The organism is Aliivibrio sp. S10_S31 (assembly GCF_014694495.1).
Taxonomy (GTDB): Bacteria; Pseudomonadota; Gammaproteobacteria; order Enterobacterales; family Vibrionaceae; genus Aliivibrio; species Aliivibrio fischeri.
In genome coordinates this window covers 179,509-196,855 of sequence record NZ_JAAUWR010000002.1, presented here as the reverse complement: position 1 = coordinate 196,855, position 17,347 = coordinate 179,509, and the positions used below count along the sequence as shown (strand labels likewise).

The 17,347-nt window shown below is 39.4% G+C and carries 15 protein-coding genes and 2 tRNA genes; 2 read left to right on the top strand and 15 right to left on the bottom strand.

What is annotated here, in order from left to right:
• Positions 1-145: 145 nt before the first annotated feature.
• The 8 genes from HC728_RS02425 to leuS all read right to left on the bottom strand — a co-directional run bounded on the left by HC728_RS02425 (position 146) and on the right by leuS (position 9,204).
• Entirely contained in the window at positions 146-955 is an 810-nt protein-coding gene (locus HC728_RS02425) for a septal ring lytic transglycosylase RlpA family protein (protein WP_017018578.1), read from the bottom strand.
• Positions 955-2,076 (bottom strand): rod shape-determining protein RodA, encoded by a 1,122-nt coding sequence (gene rodA / locus HC728_RS02420; protein ID WP_005418170.1) that lies wholly within the window; start codon positions 2,074-2,076, stop codon positions 955-957. Before rodA ends, HC728_RS02425 begins: the two co-directional genes overlap by 1 nt.
• Positions 2,076-3,956, bottom strand: a complete 1,881-nt coding sequence (gene mrdA / locus HC728_RS02415) for a penicillin-binding protein 2 (protein ID WP_012534288.1) — start codon at positions 3,954-3,956, stop codon at positions 2,076-2,078. The genes rodA and mrdA overlap by 1 nt, the downstream gene beginning before the upstream one ends.
• A gap of 3 nt (positions 3,957-3,959) precedes the next feature.
• On the bottom strand, positions 3,960-4,430 hold the full coding sequence (rlmH, locus tag HC728_RS02410) for a 23S rRNA (pseudouridine(1915)-N(3))-methyltransferase RlmH (RefSeq protein WP_005418174.1): 471 nt from the start codon (positions 4,428-4,430) through the stop codon (positions 3,960-3,962).
• A gap of 4 nt (positions 4,431-4,434) precedes the next feature.
• Positions 4,435-4,758, bottom strand: coding sequence for a ribosome silencing factor (gene rsfS, locus HC728_RS02405; RefSeq protein ID WP_080562627.1), 324 nt, complete (start codon positions 4,756-4,758; stop codon positions 4,435-4,437).
• Between the two features lie 47 nt (positions 4,759-4,805).
• Positions 4,806-5,840, bottom strand: a complete 1,035-nt coding sequence (gene holA / locus HC728_RS02400) for a DNA polymerase III subunit delta (RefSeq protein WP_017018577.1) — start codon at positions 5,838-5,840, stop codon at positions 4,806-4,808.
• A gap of 2 nt (positions 5,841-5,842) precedes the next feature.
• Positions 5,843-6,460 carry an LPS assembly lipoprotein LptE gene (gene lptE / locus HC728_RS02395; protein ID WP_017018576.1) on the bottom strand — a complete coding sequence of 206 codons (618 nt, stop codon included), beginning with the start codon at positions 6,458-6,460 and terminating at the stop codon, positions 5,843-5,845.
• A gap of 167 nt (positions 6,461-6,627) precedes the next feature.
• Positions 6,628-9,204, bottom strand: coding sequence for a leucine--tRNA ligase (leuS, locus tag HC728_RS02390; protein ID WP_017018575.1), 2,577 nt, complete (start codon positions 9,202-9,204; stop codon positions 6,628-6,630).
• A gap of 166 nt (positions 9,205-9,370) precedes the next feature.
• On the opposite strand from leuS, the gene HC728_RS02385 reads away from it, so the two are divergent.
• Complete coding sequence (locus HC728_RS02385; protein WP_017018574.1) at positions 9,371-9,853, top strand: zinc ribbon-containing protein; 483 nt, start codon at positions 9,371-9,373, stop codon at positions 9,851-9,853.
• A 58-nt stretch (positions 9,854-9,911) separates the two neighbouring features.
• Here HC728_RS02385 and lnt read toward each other — a convergent pair whose 3' ends face one another.
• The 5 genes from lnt to miaB form a co-directional block, all read right to left on the bottom strand.
• Positions 9,912-11,426: an apolipoprotein N-acyltransferase gene (lnt, locus tag HC728_RS02380; RefSeq protein WP_190395096.1), complete on the bottom strand. Its 1,515-nt coding sequence runs from the start codon at positions 11,424-11,426 to the stop codon at positions 9,912-9,914.
• A 95-nt stretch (positions 11,427-11,521) separates the two neighbouring features.
• Positions 11,522-12,400 (bottom strand): CNNM family magnesium/cobalt transport protein CorC, encoded by an 879-nt coding sequence (gene corC / locus HC728_RS02375; RefSeq protein ID WP_005418183.1) that lies wholly within the window; start codon positions 12,398-12,400, stop codon positions 11,522-11,524.
• Positions 12,401-12,467: 67 nt separating this feature from the next.
• On the bottom strand, positions 12,468-12,929 hold the full coding sequence (ybeY, locus tag HC728_RS02370) for an rRNA maturation RNase YbeY (RefSeq protein WP_012533592.1): 462 nt from the start codon (positions 12,927-12,929) through the stop codon (positions 12,468-12,470).
• 16 nt (positions 12,930-12,945) lie between these two features.
• Entirely contained in the window at positions 12,946-14,019 is a 1,074-nt protein-coding gene (locus HC728_RS02365) for a PhoH family protein (protein ID WP_190395095.1), read from the bottom strand.
• Positions 14,020-14,164: 145 nt separating this feature from the next.
• A complete protein-coding gene (gene miaB / locus HC728_RS02360) occupies positions 14,165-15,589 on the bottom strand; it encodes a tRNA (N6-isopentenyl adenosine(37)-C2)-methylthiotransferase MiaB (RefSeq protein ID WP_190395094.1) in 1,425 nt (474 codons plus the stop codon).
• Between the two features lie 214 nt (positions 15,590-15,803).
• On the opposite strand from miaB, the gene HC728_RS02355 reads away from it, so the two are divergent.
• On the top strand, positions 15,804-16,961 hold the full coding sequence (locus HC728_RS02355; protein WP_190395093.1) for a 2-octaprenyl-3-methyl-6-methoxy-1,4-benzoquinol hydroxylase: 1,158 nt from the start codon (positions 15,804-15,806) through the stop codon (positions 16,959-16,961).
• A gap of 188 nt (positions 16,962-17,149) precedes the next feature.
• On the opposite strand, the gene HC728_RS02350 is transcribed toward HC728_RS02355, so the two are convergent.
• Together HC728_RS02350 and HC728_RS02345 are read right to left on the bottom strand one after the other, a co-directional pair.
• A tRNA-Gln gene (locus tag HC728_RS02350) sits at positions 17,150-17,224 on the bottom strand.
• A gap of 25 nt (positions 17,225-17,249) precedes the next feature.
• A tRNA-Leu gene (locus HC728_RS02345) sits at positions 17,250-17,334 on the bottom strand.
• Positions 17,335-17,347: the final 13 nt, after the last annotated feature.

The following is a 17,347-nucleotide window of genomic DNA, read 5'->3' as shown; positions in this document are numbered from 1 at the left end:
AGACATCCCTATCTTGTTGTTATCTAAAGACAATAAGATTTCGCATTAGTTCATTAATATTTACATCAATAAGAGATGCTAGATATTTACTTACAATATTTACTAAAGATTGACATTTCTGTTGATATTGTTGTCTTTGAAATCATTATTTCTTCAATTCTTGGATGATAAATGCTGAAGTATATTGTCCATTTTTTGCTTCGATTAATGTTTTATCTGCGTTGTCTCTATCAATAAAAGGCCCTAAACGAACACGGTAAACATTACCTGATTTTATAATGTTTGTTGGAGCATTAAATTGTGCTTCTAGTTTCTTTGCTATTTTATCCGCACTTTGTTCATTTTTAACGGCGACCATTTGAATATGATATTGATTAGGGTCTATTGCGTGCCATTCTTGTGGGTTAGTCGGTTTAGCTACAGAAATATATTCGATTTTAACATTTGCTGTACCGGTTTTAAGTACATCAAGTTTGGCGGCCGCTGCAAAACTTAGGTCTATAATTCGACCTTCATGAAAAGGTCCACGGTCATTGACTCGAACAATGGCTGTTTTTCCATTGTCTTTGTTAGTTACTTTTACATAACTTGGAAGTGGCAGTGTTTTATGAGCAGCACTCATTGAATACATATCATACACTTCGCCATTTGATGTTTTATGGCCATGAAATTTTTTACCATACCAAGAACTTATCCCTTCTTGAGTAAACCCTTTGGGTTTTTTCACTATCGGGTAATCTTTGCCTAATAAGGTGTAATCTTTATTACCATATAAACTTTTTGGTTCATAGCGAGGGTGAGCATCTTCGATATGTTCAACTGAAATTGGCATATCAGGTGCAATATCATTATCTATTTGATAACGACCAGCATTAGGTTCATCAGTTGTTTTTTGAGGTGGTTCAGAAGCACAACCTGCTAATATAAGAGAAACTGCAAGTAAAATAACGCGCATTAATTTGCCTTTGAGTGAACTTTTCTATGAGTGTGAATTGACATTAGAATACCAAAACCTGCCATTAGGGTAACCATGGAAGTACCACCATAACTAACTAAGGGAAGAGGAACGCCTACAACAGGAAGAATACCACTGACCATGCCGATGTTTACAAAAATATAAACAAAGAAGCTTAGTACAACACTTCCTCCCATCATGCGCCCAAAAGCCGTTTGTGCTTGACTCGCCAAAAATAAACCGCGACCAATGATAAATAGATAGAGTGTTAATAAAGCAATAACACCAATAAGTCCCCATTCTTCTGCAATCACGGCAAAAATGAAATCGGTATGTCGTTCAGGTATGAATTCGAGTTGAGACTGAGTCCCGTGTAACCATCCTTTTCCTAATAGGCCACCAGAACCAATCGCTATCTTGGATTGAATAATATGATAACCAGCACCAAGAGGATCGGATTCGGGGTTAAATAATGTTTGAACACGAACTTTTTGATAAGGCCGCATCAAGAAAAACCACAAAATAGGGATAAAAGCGCCAACGGCAACTGCTGCTGCTGTGATTATTTTCCAACTGATACCGGCTAGAAAAATAACGAAAATACCTGATGCTGCAATCAGTATTGAGGTCCCTAGATCTGGTTGTTTGGCAATCATGATGGTTGGAACAAAGACCATTAACAGAGCGAAAAAGAGAGTTCTAACCGTTGGTGGTAAGGGTTTATTACCAATATAACGAGCCACCATTAATGGTACGGCTAATTTGATAAGTTCTGATGGTTGAAATCGAACAAAGCCGAAGTTTAACCACCGTTGAGCCCCTTTTGATGCCTCTCCAAAAAGGAGAACCCCTAATAATAGGAAAATTCCTATAGTGAAAACATAGGGAGCAGCGGCTTCGTAGGCTCTTGGTGATATTTGCGCAAGAAAGAACATGACTCCCAAAGAAAGCAACATTCTCATTGCTTGCTTATCCATCATCAATAAGCTTTGACCACTGGCGCTATACATAATAACTAAGGCACATGCCATCAATAATAAAATGCCTAGCAATAGTGGTAAATCTAAATGAATTCGATGAAAAAAGTCGCGATTCTTTCCTGATGCAATATCAACTCTCATTACTTCTTAGCTGCCTCTTCCGTTTTCGGTAGTAATACATAATCGAAGACATGACGAGCTATTGGACCACCTTGGCTAGAGCCACCACCACCATTCTCTAATACGAGAGAAATAATAACTTTTGGATCTTTTGCTGGTGCAAAACCGGTAAATAAAGCGTGGTCACGTAAGTGTTCTGCAATTTCATCTGCATTATATTCTTCATCTTCTTTTAGACCGAATACTTGCGATGTACCTGATTTACCAGCACTTACATAAGGTGTGCCAGCAAAAGCTCGTCTTGCTGTACCTTTACGTCCATTATTTACTAGAATCATGCCATCAATAGCTAATTGCCAGTAACTGTCTTTTACCCCTTCAATTGGTGGGTAAGGCTCTGGTTCATAAGGCACTTCTTTATTATTTTCAATAATGCCTTTTAATAAATGTGGTGCTTGAACTTTACCATGATTGGTTAATACAGCCGTTGCTTTTGCAAGCTGCATTGGCGTTGCTGTCCAGTAGCCTTGACCAATACCTACAGGGATAGTATCCCCTTGGTACCATGGGGTACGGAAACGAGCAACTTTCCATTCTCGGGTAGGCATATTCGCTTTACTTTCTTCACGAATATCAATACCGGTGTAATCACCAAAACCAAATTTCATCATCCAACTTGATAATCTATCAATGCCCATATCATAGGCGATTTGATAGAAGAAGGTATCAACAGACTCTTCAATCGATTGTTTTAAGTTAACTGTACCGTGACCCCAACGCTTCCAGTCTCTAAATGGTTTAGTTTTAGAGTTCGGTATGCGCCAATAGCCAGGATCATCACGAGTTGTTTCTGTGGTAACAATTTTCTCTTTTAATGCAGAAACAGCGATAAATGGTTTTACGGTTGATGCTGGTGGATAGATACCTAATGTACTTCTGTTAACTAGTGGACGATCAGGGTCATTTAATAAAGCGCTGTAATTTTTACTTGAAATACCATGTACAAATAAGTTTGGATCGTAGCTTGGACTTGAAACCATAGCTAAAACTGCACTGGTTTTAGGGTCAAGTACAATGGCTGAACCTCTACGTCCATCCAGTTGCTTTTCAACAAATTTTTGAAGTTTGATATCTAGGTTTAAAACGATATCTTTACCTGGGATTGGTGGTACGTACTTCAGAGTACGAATAACACGACCACGACTATTTACTTCAACTTCTTGATAGCCTGCGGTTCCATGAAGAATATCTTCATAAAAGCGCTCAATACCTAATTTACCAATATCACGAGTTGCTTGATAATTTGCGTCTTTTTCTTCTCGTGCTAGACGAGCTAAATCACGATCGTTAATTTTAGCTACATAACCAAGTACATGAGTGAGTGTTTTACCGTAAGGATAAAAGCGCTTTAAGTAGGCTTTTATTTCAACCCCTTGGAATTTGTGCTGATTAACAGAAAATATTGCAACTTGCTCTTGTGTTAATTGAGTAAGAAGAGGGACGGATTTAAAACGACGAGTACGACGACGTTCTTTCTGAAAGTCATCAATATTATCTTGTGTTATTGGCAAGATAGTTTGTAATTCTGTAAACAAAAGAGAAAGATCTGACACTTTGTCAGGGGTGACTTCTAAATTAAAAACAGGGCGGTTTTCCGCTAATGGATTTCCATTTCTATCAAAAATCAATCCTCGGTTTGGTGCGATAGGGACTATCTTAATACGGTTATCATTTGAGCGTGTTTTATAATCTTGAAATTCATTGATTTGAATGTTGTACAAGTTAGTCAAAAGCAGACCAATAAGTACAATGATCCCTGAAAACGAGATAATTGCACGTGATGCAAATAATCTCGTTTCAGCGTGATAGTCACGGATCTGTGTGCGTTTGCGCTTAATCAACTCTTATTCTCTATGGTAAGGATGATTTGCCGTAATACTCCATGCTCGATATAGGCTTTCAGCCATCACAACTCGAACCAGAGGATGAGGAAGGGTTAGTGGTGATAAAGACCAGCTTTGATCGGCCGCAGCCTTACATGCAGGAGCTAAACCTTCAGGGCCACCTATTAAAATAGAGACATCACGAGCGTCTAATTTCCAAGCTTCTAGTTGTTCTGCTAATTGTTCTGTATCCCAGCGTTTTCCTGGAATATCAAGCGTTACGATACGGTTGCCTTTAGGAACAGCAGCAAGCATTGCTTCGCCTTCTTTTTGAAGGATTCGAGCTATGTCGGCATTTTTACCACGTTTTCCTGCTGTGATTTCTACGAGCTCAAGAGGCATATCTTTAGGGAAGCGTCGGCTGTATTCTTTGTAGCCTTCTTCAACCCATTTAGGCATTTTGGTTCCAACAGCGATTAACTGAATTTTCATGGAGTTAGCTCCACAGTTTTTCTAGTTGGTATAACTCACGGTGTTCTTCTTGTAGGATATGAACCATAACATTTCCCATATCGACAACAACCCATTCGCCTTCTGCTTCACCATCAATCCCATAAGGCATTAGGCCAGCTTCTTTTGCTTTGTCTGATACATTTGATGCAATAGAGCTTACATGACGTTTAGATGTTCCTGTACATACGATCATAAAATCGGTAATGCTTGATTTACCACGAACATCAAGAGTTGTTATGTTTTCAGCTTTCATATCATCAACGTTGTTGAATAGAAAATCATGGAGTTCTTTATCTTGCAAAGTCATCACCTAGAAATGGGTTATTTATAATGAAGTATATCAGTGAACGCCGCTTAATGAGAGACGTTCGATGTCACCGAAATGTGAATATTGCACATATCCAGCGTTAGTTGGCTAAGTTGTGGCCAGCAATCACTGTCATAGTCTGTTTTTGTCGCTATTTCGATCTGTGCAAGTAAGCGAATTAATTGTTTTATTTGAGTTATTGATAAGCGCTGTAAAGCTGCTTGATATAGTGCTCGGCGGTTTTGCCATACTTTATATCGATCAAAAACAGTAAACATTGCTTCGCCTTGAGATAGCGAATATTGGAATGTTTGTAGTAATAGTAGCTCTTTTTGTAATGTGCGCAGAAGAATGATGACTTCTGTTCCTTCACTTTCAAGTTGACGAAGAATGCGCTGTGCACGTTTGGCTTGACCTGATAATAACGTGTCGACCAATTGAAACGGCGTAAAATGATTGTTTCTATTTAAGGCTTCTTCTATTCGAATTAATGTTAGTAAGCCATCAGGATATAAAAGGGCTAATTTATCTAGGCTTTGAGCAAGCGCTAATAAATTGCCTTCGTGCCATTGGGCAAGCATTTGAATCGCTTCTGCATCAGGTTTTAGCTTTAATTTTTTACAACGTTGTTGGATAAAACGAGGTAACTGCTGATTGTCAGGTGTATTACATGGAATAAATAAACCTAACTGCGTTAACGCCTTAAACCATTGAGTGCTTTCTTGAGCTTTATTAACTCTTGGACCTTGTAACAATAAAATTATATCGTCATGCAGTGTTGGTACGAGTTCTTTTAGCTTACTTGTATGTGCGGTTGTCATTCCTGTATCAGGAATGGTTAGCTCTATTATTTGTCTAGATGAAAAAAGGCTTAACGCTTGAGTACAATCAAAAACGTTATTCCAATCTAACTGCTTATCTAGTGTAAATTGGTGCTTTTCTTCAAAACCTTGTGCAAATGCCGCTTGGCGAATTGCATCAAGGCTTTCTTGTTTTAACAGAGGCTCATTACCAAACAGTAAATAGCATTGACGTAGCCCACGTTCTAAGTTTTGAGCTAGTTGTTCTGGAAATACACGCATGATTATTGAGTCGTTTCAGCTGTAGAACTCATTGATTTTATGACTTCTTTCGTTGTCACTTTACTTTCAGTTTCATCATCGTGCGTAATTACATCAGTTGTCACAACTGGCGTATCATCTGCTTTTAAACGCGCCATTTGACGTAAGATTTGTTCAGCAGCTTGAGTTCGCATCTCACCTTCAATCATATCTCGTTCGACCGATTTTGCTAAGGCTGTTAGTGGGTTATCAAGATAATTACGGTTTACCGTTGTTGTATATATTTTTAAATCATGGCCCGGAATTAAAACGCTATAGCGAACATTGTAAGTAAGTTCTTTTTCAGCTGCACGGCTGTTTTGATAAAGTGATAACGTACGCTCATTTAGGCTTTCACTGATTAAATCTAAGCTTGGCGTTACTGTTGTTGGTGCCACCTGACGGATACCATTCATGCGAAGTTGCTTTTGAACATCACGAGTTAATGCGCTGTATTGGTCAAAACTCGTTAATGATATTTCATGAACTTCATCTGGTAATAAATAATCACCACGTAGGTGAAATCCACAGGCTGAAGTTATTAATGAAAGAGTCAGAACAATTAACGTTCGAAGAGAAAATAGAGATAAAAGTCGTTTCACCGAGTAACTCCCTCAAGTGGTGATAAAAATGCTTATTTAACCATTTTATCGGCACTCTTATGGATTGCATAAGACAAAATGGTTAAATAAGCACAAGCGGATATCCGCTTATGCTTTAGTAGAAAAGTAATAAGAAAAATGGTTCAAATTACTTTTCTTATCGTTTCTTAGTTCGCTACGATGTTTAATAACTTACCAGGTACGTAGATAACTTTACGAATTGTTAAGCCATCTAAGAACTTCATTGCGTTTTCGTCTTTTAGACCAAGTTCACGTACGTGTTCTTCTGTTGCATCAGCTGCAACAACAAGTTTTGCACGAAGTTTACCGTTGATCATTACTACGATTGTTTTTTCATCTTCAACTAGTGCATTCTCATCGAATGTTGGCCATGTTGCAGAATCTAAATCTGATTCACCTAGTGCTTCCCACATTGCAAAACTTGCGTGTGGTGTCATTGGGTAAAGCATAGCAACAACTGCTTTTAGTGCTTCATCAAGAAGAGCACGATCTTGTGCTGATTCTTGAGGAGCTTTGTTTAGCTTGTTCATCAATTCCATAATAGCAGCGATTGCTGTATTGAATGTTTGACGACGGCCAATATCATCACTTACTTTTGCGATTGTTTTGTGAACGTCACGACGAAGTGCTTTTTGATCACCTGTTAGTGATGATGTATCTAGCGCTTCAGTTGTGCCTTTGTTTGTGTGCTCGTGAACCAGTTTCCATACACGTTTAAGGAAACGGTTTGCACCTTCAACACCAGACTCTTGCCATTCAAGTGTCATGTCTGCTGGTGAAGCAAACATCATGAATAGACGAACGGTATCAGCACCGTATTTGTCTACCATTTCTTGTGGATCGATACCGTTGTTTTTAGACTTAGACATTTTGATCATGCCTGAGTGTTCAACTTCACGACCTTGATCATCAACGGCTTTCTCGATACGACCTTTACCATCACGCTCGATAGTTACATCCGTAGGAGCAACCCACTCTTTACCGCCTTTGTCGTTGGTGTAGTAGAATGCATCGGCAAGTACCATACCTTGACATAAAAGCTGTTTGAATGGTTCGTCAGAAGTAACATAACCCGCATCACGTAGAAGCTTATGGAAGAAGCGAGAATACAATAGGTGCATACAAGCGTGCTCGATACCACCAATGTATTGGTCTACTGGTAACCAGTAGTTTGCTTTTTCTGGATCTAGGATATCGTCTGCTTGTGGGGAACAGTAGCGAGCGTAGTACCAAGATGATTCCATAAAGGTATCGAACGTATCTGTTTCACGTAGAGCCGGTTCGCCGTTAAATGTCGTTTTAGCCCACTCTTTGTCTGCTTTAATTGGACTAGTAACGCCATCCATTACCACGTCTTCAGGAAGAATTACTGGTAATTGGTCAGCAGGTACTGGGTGAACTTCACCATCTTCAGTGGTTACCATTGGGATTGGAGCGCCCCAGTAACGTTGACGAGATACACCCCAGTCACGTAGACGGAAGTTTACTGTTTTCTTACCTTTGCCTTCAGCTTCAAGTTTCGCTGCGATAGCATCGAATGCTTCTTGGAAAGCAAGGCCGTCGAATTCACCTGAATCGAATAGAACGCCTTTTTCTGTGTAAGCCGCTTCAGATACATCTAAATCAGAACCATCTTCTGGCTTGATTACAGGGATAATATCTAGGCCGTATTTAGTTGCAAATTCAAAGTCACGTTGATCGTGAGCAGGAACCGCCATTACCGCACCTGTGCCGTAATCCATTAATACGAAGTTAGCAACAAATACTGGTACTTCACGACCATTTAATGGGTGAATAGCACGTAGACCAGTGTCCATGCCTTTCTTTTCCATTGTTGCTAATTCAGCTTCAGCAACTTTAGTGTTACGGCATTCTTCAACAAAAGCGGCTAACTCAGGGTTATTTTGAGATGCTTTTTCTGCAAGAGGGTGACCAGCAGCAATACCAACGTAAGTTACGCCCATTAGCGTATCAGGACGTGTAGTATATACTTCTAAAGGTGCTTCTTCGCCGTTTACAGCAAATGAAAGCTCAACGCCTTCAGAACGGCCAATCCAGTTACGTTGCATGGTTTTAACCATTTCAGGCCAACCATCAAGGTTATCTAGATCATCAAGAAGCTCTTGTGCGTATTCAGTAATTTTAATGAACCACTGTGGAATTTTCTTTTGTTCAACAGGGGTATCACAACGCCAACAACAACCGTCTTCAACTTGTTCGTTAGCCAGAACTGTTTGGTCATTAGGACACCAGTTTACAGAAGAGGTTTTCTTGTAAACTAGACCTTTGTTGTACAGTTTTGTGAAGAACTCTTGTTCCCAACGGTAGTACTCAGGAGTACATGTTGCAAATTCACGATTCCAATCGTAACCAAAGCCTAATAGCTTAAGTTGGTTCTTCATGTACTCGATATTTTCATAAGTCCAAGGTGCTGGAGCTGTTTTATTTTTAACAGCCGCATTTTCAGCAGGAAGACCAAACGCATCCCAACCAATAGGTTGCATTACGTTTTTACCTTGTAGACGTTGGTAACGAGAAACTACATCACCGATAGTGTAGTTACGAACGTGACCCATGTGTAGACGACCACTTGGGTATGGGAACATTGAGAGACAGTAGAATTTTTCTTTATTTGCGTCTTCAGTTACAACAAACGTTTTGTTGTCGTCCCAATGTTTTTGGATCTTTTGTTCAAGATCCTGTGGATTATATTGTTCTTGCATCGATTTACCCAGTTATGTCAGTGGATCACAAAAAATGTGAGATCGGTTTGATCAGATAATACTTGATCGGCATAGAATAACTAATGGAGCGCTTATACTCAAGCGACCTGATAACCTTTAACTCACTCTTCGCTATATAAATCTAGTGAAATCTTGGAGGTGACTTATGTCTAAGCAAAAAACAGGTTATAACGCCGTCTTTGAGCGGGTAATGAATGTATTAGAAAGAAGTCCTGAAGAATTTGAACATTGGGCTAAATCTTCAGAGGAAGTGGTGGATGCCGCTTCTGATATGACTAAAGATGAGCTTGCTCTCATTTCCACTTACGTTAAACGTGATATTAAAGAATTTGCTCAAAGTTATGAAGAGAGCAAAAGCACATTCCCTGATTCGCCTTTCTACCGATTAATTGCGGATTCAATTTGGCATGGCTTATTGGAGATAACCGATAGAACGCAAGTTGAATGGAAGGAGGTCTTTGATGATTTGGAGCATCAAGGGGTATATCAGGCAGGAGAGGTTATTGGTTTAGGTATTCTAGTGTGTGAAAAGTGCGGGCATCGTGAGCAATTTAACCACGCTCAAATCATAGAGCCGTGTACTCACTGTCAACATGAAGAATTTACAAGAGTTTCTTTAAAACCTTAGTTTAAAAGGCTATTGGTTAAAGGTCTGTATATCAAAAAGAGATACAGACCGTAAGATGTTACATATTGTCTTTTCGTTTACGCCAAGCAACAAGCAGAAATAGACCGACTAATAAGTATAAAGGAATCGAACCCCAGTAGCGGTAAGGGGTAGTCCCTGTAGTAGGAATAACCTCTCCACGTAATACTGCAGTAGTGAACTGTGGGATTTGTTTTGTTATATGCCCTTTATGGTCAGTAATTGCTGTAACCCCGTTGTTAGTTGAACGAATTACTGGTTTCCCTATCTCTAACGCTCGCATTTGAGCCATTTCCATATGTTGCAATGGACCAATAGAAGTACCAAACCATGCATCATTAGACAGGGTTAAAATATAATCGGTTTGTGGTGTGATATTTTCTCTCACTTGTTCCCCATAAACGATTTCGTAGCACAATGCAGGGGCTAAATGAGTGCCGCTAGCTTTCATATTTGGTTGAATATAATCACCTCGGCTAAATGATGACATAGGTAGATTAAATATTGGTGCAATTGGGCGTAATAAATTTTCAAAAGGGACGAATTCACCAAATGGAAGTAAATGGTGTTTGCTGTATCTTGGTTGCTGTCCGTAATCGTATCCATTAGTGCCGTTAACACCTAATGAAATAATGTTATTGTAGAAATTACCGGTAGGGCTTTGACCTACAATCCCGGTGATAACTGTGCTGTTATTCATTGATGCAGCACTATCTAAGTTGCGAAGAAAGCTAGGGAGCTCTACTTCTAATGCTGGAATAGCGGCTTCTGGCCATACAATGACATCGGCATCCCAATTTTTACGTGTTAAATCCATGTACTTCATGATCGTTGGCCAACGCTCGCTCGGTAGCCATTTAATTGCTTGATTGATATTCCCTTGAATTAACGCCACTTTAGTTGCTTTATCTGCTTGAGGTGTAACCCAATCAAAAGGTTTTATAGCAAAAGATGTCGCTAAAATTACAGCTGGAATAAGTAATAGAGACCATTTCTTTTCAAGGAAACTGTACGCAATAGTGCCAACAGATAGAAGGATCATTATAGTAATGCCTTCAACGCCTAATATTGGCCCCCAAGCTGACAGTGGGCTATCAATTTGGCTGTAACCTAGCCATAACCATGGAAAGCCAGTAAATACCCAACCACGAAGCCAATCGGTGATAATCCAAAGAGCAGGTGCGGCAAGTAAATACTTTGTGATGTTGTGATTGCTAAAAAAGCGTTGTAAAAGAAACGAGAATAGCATTGGATATAACGAAAGGTAGCTGATCAGCCCTATCATTAAAAATAGACTGGCAGCAACAGGCATACCACCAAAATTATCGATACTGACATGAACCCAACTCACACCTGCACCAAAGTAGCCTAAACCCCAAACAAAACCTAACCAAGTGGCTTTTTTGGTTGTTTGTTTATGCATTAGTAATAAAAGGATTAAAGGCGCAATAAAAGCAAAAGGCCATAAAGAGTAGGGAGCAAAAGCAAGGGTTGCACTTGCGCCAGAGAGTAAAGCAACAAGAAGGCGAATAAAGTAATGAGAAAGTAAAGGCATCGGCTATAACTCAAATAGATGGTAAGTAGCGAAAGAGAGTTAGTCTGTATAAATTAGATAAAGTTCAGCCACTGAAATATCAGTGGCTGATTTTGTTATTCTTCTTCAGGATCTTTGTTTTCAGACTCTTTATCAGGAATCGTCACTTGAAGTTGAATAATACGACGGTTGTCTGCAGCAGTAACTTTGAATGTAAATCCTGAGATTTCAATCGTTTCACCACTTTCTGGTAAATGACCAAATCCAGTTAATACAAGACCACCTACAGTATCAATTTCTTCGTCGCTGAAGTTGGTTGAGAACGCTTCATTAAAATCTTCGATTTCAGTTAATGCTTTCACAGAGAATGTGTGTTTGCTTAACTGACGAATGTCTTTTTCTTCTTCGTCATCAAATTCATCTTCAATGTCACCAACGATTTCTTCTAAGATATCTTCAATGGTAACTAGACCAGAAACTCCACCAAACTCATCGACAACGATGGCCATGTGGTAACGCTCTTCTCTAAACTCTTTTAAAAGCTTATCAACACGTTTGCTTTCTGGAACTACAACAGCAGGTCTAATAACTTGCTCTATTTCAAAGGCTTCACAGTCAGAGCCTAAGTATCTTAGTAAGTCCTTCGCAAGGAGTATACCTTCAACATGGTCTTTATCTTCACTGATCACTGGATAGCGTGAGTGAGACGCTTCAATGATGGTTGCTATCAGTGATTCAAGGTCTTGAGTTTTCTCGACCGTGACCATTTGAGAGCGAGGTAACATAATGTCTCTTACTCTCATTTCGGCTATTTCCATAACACCTTCAAGCATATCTCGAGTGTCATGGTCGATAACTTCATTTTCTTCAGAGTCTCTAAATACATCAACCAACTCTTGGCGATCTTTAGGTTCTCCTTGAAATAGTTGTGAAAGGCGTCCTAAGAAGGACTTTCTACTCGGACCTTCTGTATTCTGTGAATTTTCGTCGTTCATGGCTTCTTTTAAAGTAAATGCTATCAATGTGGATAGCGCACATTAGTAACTACGGGTTATTCCGTTGTTATTTCTCAGCAATATATGGGTCTTCAAATCCCATACCTTGCATTAATTCTGTTTCGAGCGATTCCATCTCTTCAGCTTCATCATCTTCGATATGGTCATAACCTAGCAGATGAAGACTACCATGTACAACCATATGAGCCCAATGTGCTAATAATGGCTTATTTTGCTCGATAGCTTCTTCTTCAACAACTTGGCGACAGATAATTAAATCGCCAAGTAAATCGAGTTCAAGACCAGGAGGAGCTTCAAACGGAAATGAAAGTACATTAGTTGGCTTATCTTTACCACGATATTCGTGATTTAATTCATGACTTTCTTTTTCGTCTACAATACGAATGGTTAATTCGGCTTGCGGTTGAAATTGTGGAATAACTGCATTTAACCATGTCATCAGATCTTTTTCTGATGGTAAGCCGTTTTCATTTTCACATGCAATTTGTAGATCGAGTTCAATACTCATTGTTCACCTGATTTTGTTACTGATTATTTTCTGCTTCAGCAATACGAGCATCACGCTCCTGCTTTCTGCGTATTTCCTCTAGTTTACGCTCTTTTTGATCTTTTGCTTCCCATTTTTCATAAGCGTTCACAATTCGAGCTACGACAGGATGACGAACCACATCATCTGCAATAAAGAAGTTGAAGCTGATTTCATCTACTTCAGAAAGTACTTCAATCGCGTGACGAAGACCTGATTTAGCGCCACGAGGCAAATCAATTTGAGTTACATCGCCAGTAATAACCGCACGTGAATTAAAACCAATACGAGTTAAGAACATTTTCATTTGTTCTACAGTTGTATTTTGGCTTTCATCTAGGATGATAAAGGCATCGTTAAGGGTTCTACCACGCATATAAGCAAGTGGAGCTACTTCAATGACGTTGCGTTCAATAAGTTTCTCAACACGCTCAAAGCCAAGCATTTCAAATAGCGCATCATAAAGAGGGCGTAAATACGGGTCAACCTTTTGGCTAAGATCACCTGGTAAAAAGCCTAATTTTTCACCCGCTTCAACAGCTGGACGAGTAAGCAGGATACGACGAACTTCTTGGCGTTCTAAAGCATCAACGGCAGCAGCAACCGCAAGGTAGGTTTTCCCTGTACCTGCAGGGCCAATGCCAAAGGTAATATCATGAGTTACCATATTGGTTACGTATTGCGCTTGGTTTTCGGTTCTTGGCTTTATTAACCCTTTTTTGGTTTTAATAAAGACTTCTTTTCCATAAGGAATGGTTGAAACGTCTTCTTTCGCCTGTTCTAAAACACCGGATTCTTTTACCGCTAAATGGATTTGTTCTGGCTCAATATCAGGGTATTGATTCTTTACAGGAGCGGTATCGACGTATAGATCTTTGAGAATATCAATAGTAGCTGAAACGGTATGAGGTTTACCGACCACAGTAAATAGGTTGCCTCTATAGTTAATCTCCACCCCTAAACGACGTTCAAGGTGCTTGATGTTGTCATCAAAAGGCCCACAAAGGCTAGATAAACGATGATTGTCTGCTGGCTCTAAGGTCAACTCTAATTTGGTTGTTTTAATGCTCAATATTGCCTCTCAGAATACTAATTACGAATGCTTATCTATTATTTATTGGGTAAAGTATAAATTATCTCAAGGTTAAATAAGAAAAAAGATGATCAAGAAACCTTAATCATCTTTTTTAGTTTTTGATTTTATTGAGGATGTCACATTATGGCGTAAAAGTACCTACACCAAGATCATCTTCACGACGTGTTTTTTCCATCATTTCTGCTGGAGTCATAACAACACGTAAACCCATGTCTTTTTCTGTACGAACTAGTTCACCACGCAGTGAGTTTGCAAATACATCTGTGATTTTAACATCAACAAATTGACCAATAAGATCCGCTGAACCTTCAAAGTTTACAATACGGTTGTTTTCAGTACGAGCACGAAGCTCCATCAGGTTTTTCTTCGATGGACCTTCAACTAATACACGTTGCTCTGTGTCTAGCATTAAACGAGAGTAGCGCATTGCTTGGCTGTTTACTTGCTGTTGCAGTTCAGCTAGGCGATCTTTCTTCTCTTGTTCAGGGATATCACATGGATAATCAGCAGCAGGTGTTCCTGGACGTGCAGAGAAGATGAAACTAAAGCTCATGTCGAAATCAACATCTTTAATCAGTTTCATTGTATCTTGGAAGTCTTTCGCCGTTTCACCAGGGAAGCCAACAATAAAGTCAGAACTGATTTGAATATCAGGACGAGCTTTACGTAACTTACGAATGATAGATTTGTATTCAATCGCTGTGTGAGGACGCTTCATCATAGTTAGAATACGATCAGAACCACTTTGAACAGGTAAGTGTAAGAAACTTACTAGCTCTGGCGTATCTTCGTATACAGCGATGATGTCATCACCAAACTCTAATGGGTGGCTTGTTGTAAAGCGTAAACGGTCGATACCATCGATAGATGCGACCATACGTAGTAATTCAGCAAATGTGCAGATATCACCATCGTGCATTGGACCACGGTACGCGTTAACGTTTTGACCTAATAGGTTTACTTCGCGTACGCCTTGCTCTGCAAGTTGTGCGATTTCAAATAATACGTCATCAAGAGGACGACTTACTTCTTCACCACGAGTGTATGGAACAACACAGTAAGTACAGTACTTAGAACACCCTTCCATAATAGAAACGAATGCTGTTGCACCTTCTGCCTTTGGTTCTGGAAGGTTGTCGAACTTTTCGATCTCTGGGAATGAAATATCCATTACTGGCTTTTCATTTGATTGAGATTGACGGATCATTTCAGGTAAACGGTGTAAAGTTTGTGGACCAAAGATAACGTCAACATATGGAGCTCGTTGGCGAATATGATCACCTTCTTGAGTTGCAACACAACCACCAACACCGATCACTAGATCTGGTTTTTTATCTTTTAGGTTTTTCCAGCGGCCTAATTGGTGAAACACTTTCTCTTGTGCTTTTTCACGAATAGAGCAGGTATTTAATAGTAGAACGTCAGCTTCTGTTGGTTCTTCTGTTAATTCATAACCATTTGCGGCACCTAAAAGGTCGGCCATTTTAGATGAATCGTATTCGTTCATCTGACAGCCCCAGGTTTTGATCAGCAGTTTCTTAGTCATGTAACTTTTCACTCGTTTTGTATTACTAAAATTCGGTACAGTTTTGAGAGACAAGCTCGATCAAAACGGATAGGGCGCGTATTGTACTGCTTTCCAAGCGCTGTGACTAGGTGTAGTAGACCATGAAAATTATAAGGACATGCAGTGAGTGATTTCGATTACTGATAAATCAGGCTAGAATAAGGGAAAATAATTGATTCAATAAGGTCGATGGATGATAAAAGAATATGATTATGCCGTAGTCGGTGGTGGCATGGTTGGCGCAGCAACTGCGGTTGGTTTGGCTAAATTAGGTCACTCAGTTGTTTTGCTTGAAGCAAGAGAACCAGCGGTTTATGACAAAGCACAACCTATGGATATTCGAGTTTCGGCTATTTCACAATCATCAGTCGACTTATTAGATTCTTTAGGTGCTTGGAAATTTATAAGCGAGACAAGAGTATGCCCTTATAAGCGATTAGAAACGTGGGAACATCCTGAGTGTAGGACGCGTTTTCATTCAGATGCTCTTAATCTGGAACAACTTGGCTTTATTGTTGAAAACCGATTAATCCAATTAGGTCTTTGGAATGAATTTTCTCATTACAGTAACCTAAATGTACTCACTCCAATAAACATTAATACAATCACTTTTCATCAAGAATACAATGAGTTAACTCTAAGTGATAATTCCGTATTAAAAGCAAAATGGGTGATTGGAGCTGATGGCGCTAACTCTTATGTTCGTCAACAAGCAAAAATAGGAATAACTGCTTGGGATTATCGTCAACATTGTATGTTGATTAATATTGAAACCGAGCAAGAACAGCAAGACATTACATGGCAATGGTTTACACCGTCAGGGCCAAGATCATTCTTACCTTTATTTGGAAATAAAGGCTCATTAGTTTGGTATGACTCACCTACTCGTATTAAGCAATTAACTACAATGAGTAATACTCAATTAGAAGAACAAATCAAGCGACACTTTCCTGCAGAACTTGGTGGTTTTAAAGTTGAACGCTTTGGTTCTTTTCCTCTTACACGCAGGCATGCTCAACAATATGTAAACCATCGGTGTGTGTTACTTGGTGATGCGGCACATACCATTAATCCGCTAGCAGGGCAGGGTGTTAATTTAGGTTTTAAAGATGTGAATGTCTTTTTAGAAGAAGTCGAAAAAAATGGCGTAGAGAGTGATAAAGCGCCAGTAAGATATGAAAACAGAAGACGAACAGATAATTTACTAATGCAAACCAGTATGGATGTTTTTTATACCTTATTTAGCAATACACTGCCTCCGGTTAAATTATTACGTAATATTGGATTAAGAGCTGCAGAATCAGCAGGTCCATTAAAGATCCAAGCATTGAAATATGCATTAGGGTTATAGAAAATATTAGGGACAAGGGACAAGGGACAAGGGACAAGGGACAAGGGACAAAAAACGAAAGGTGATCATTAATTGGTCACCTTTTTTGTATCTGATTAACTAATTATCCTGATTGGCATGAGTGGATGAAAATAGGATCTTACAGACGAAAAAAAAGCCCATCAAATTAATGATGAGCTTTTTAAAAGTGGCTGGGATACCTGGATTTGAACCAGGGAATGGCGGCATCAAAAGCCGCTGCCTTACCGCTTGGCGATATCCCAACGAGATTCTTACGAACCTAAATAATGGTGCGGTCGGAGAGACTTGAACTCTCACACCTCACGGCGCCAGAACCTAAATCTGGTGCGTCTACCAATTCCGCCACGACCGCACAAATTTTATAG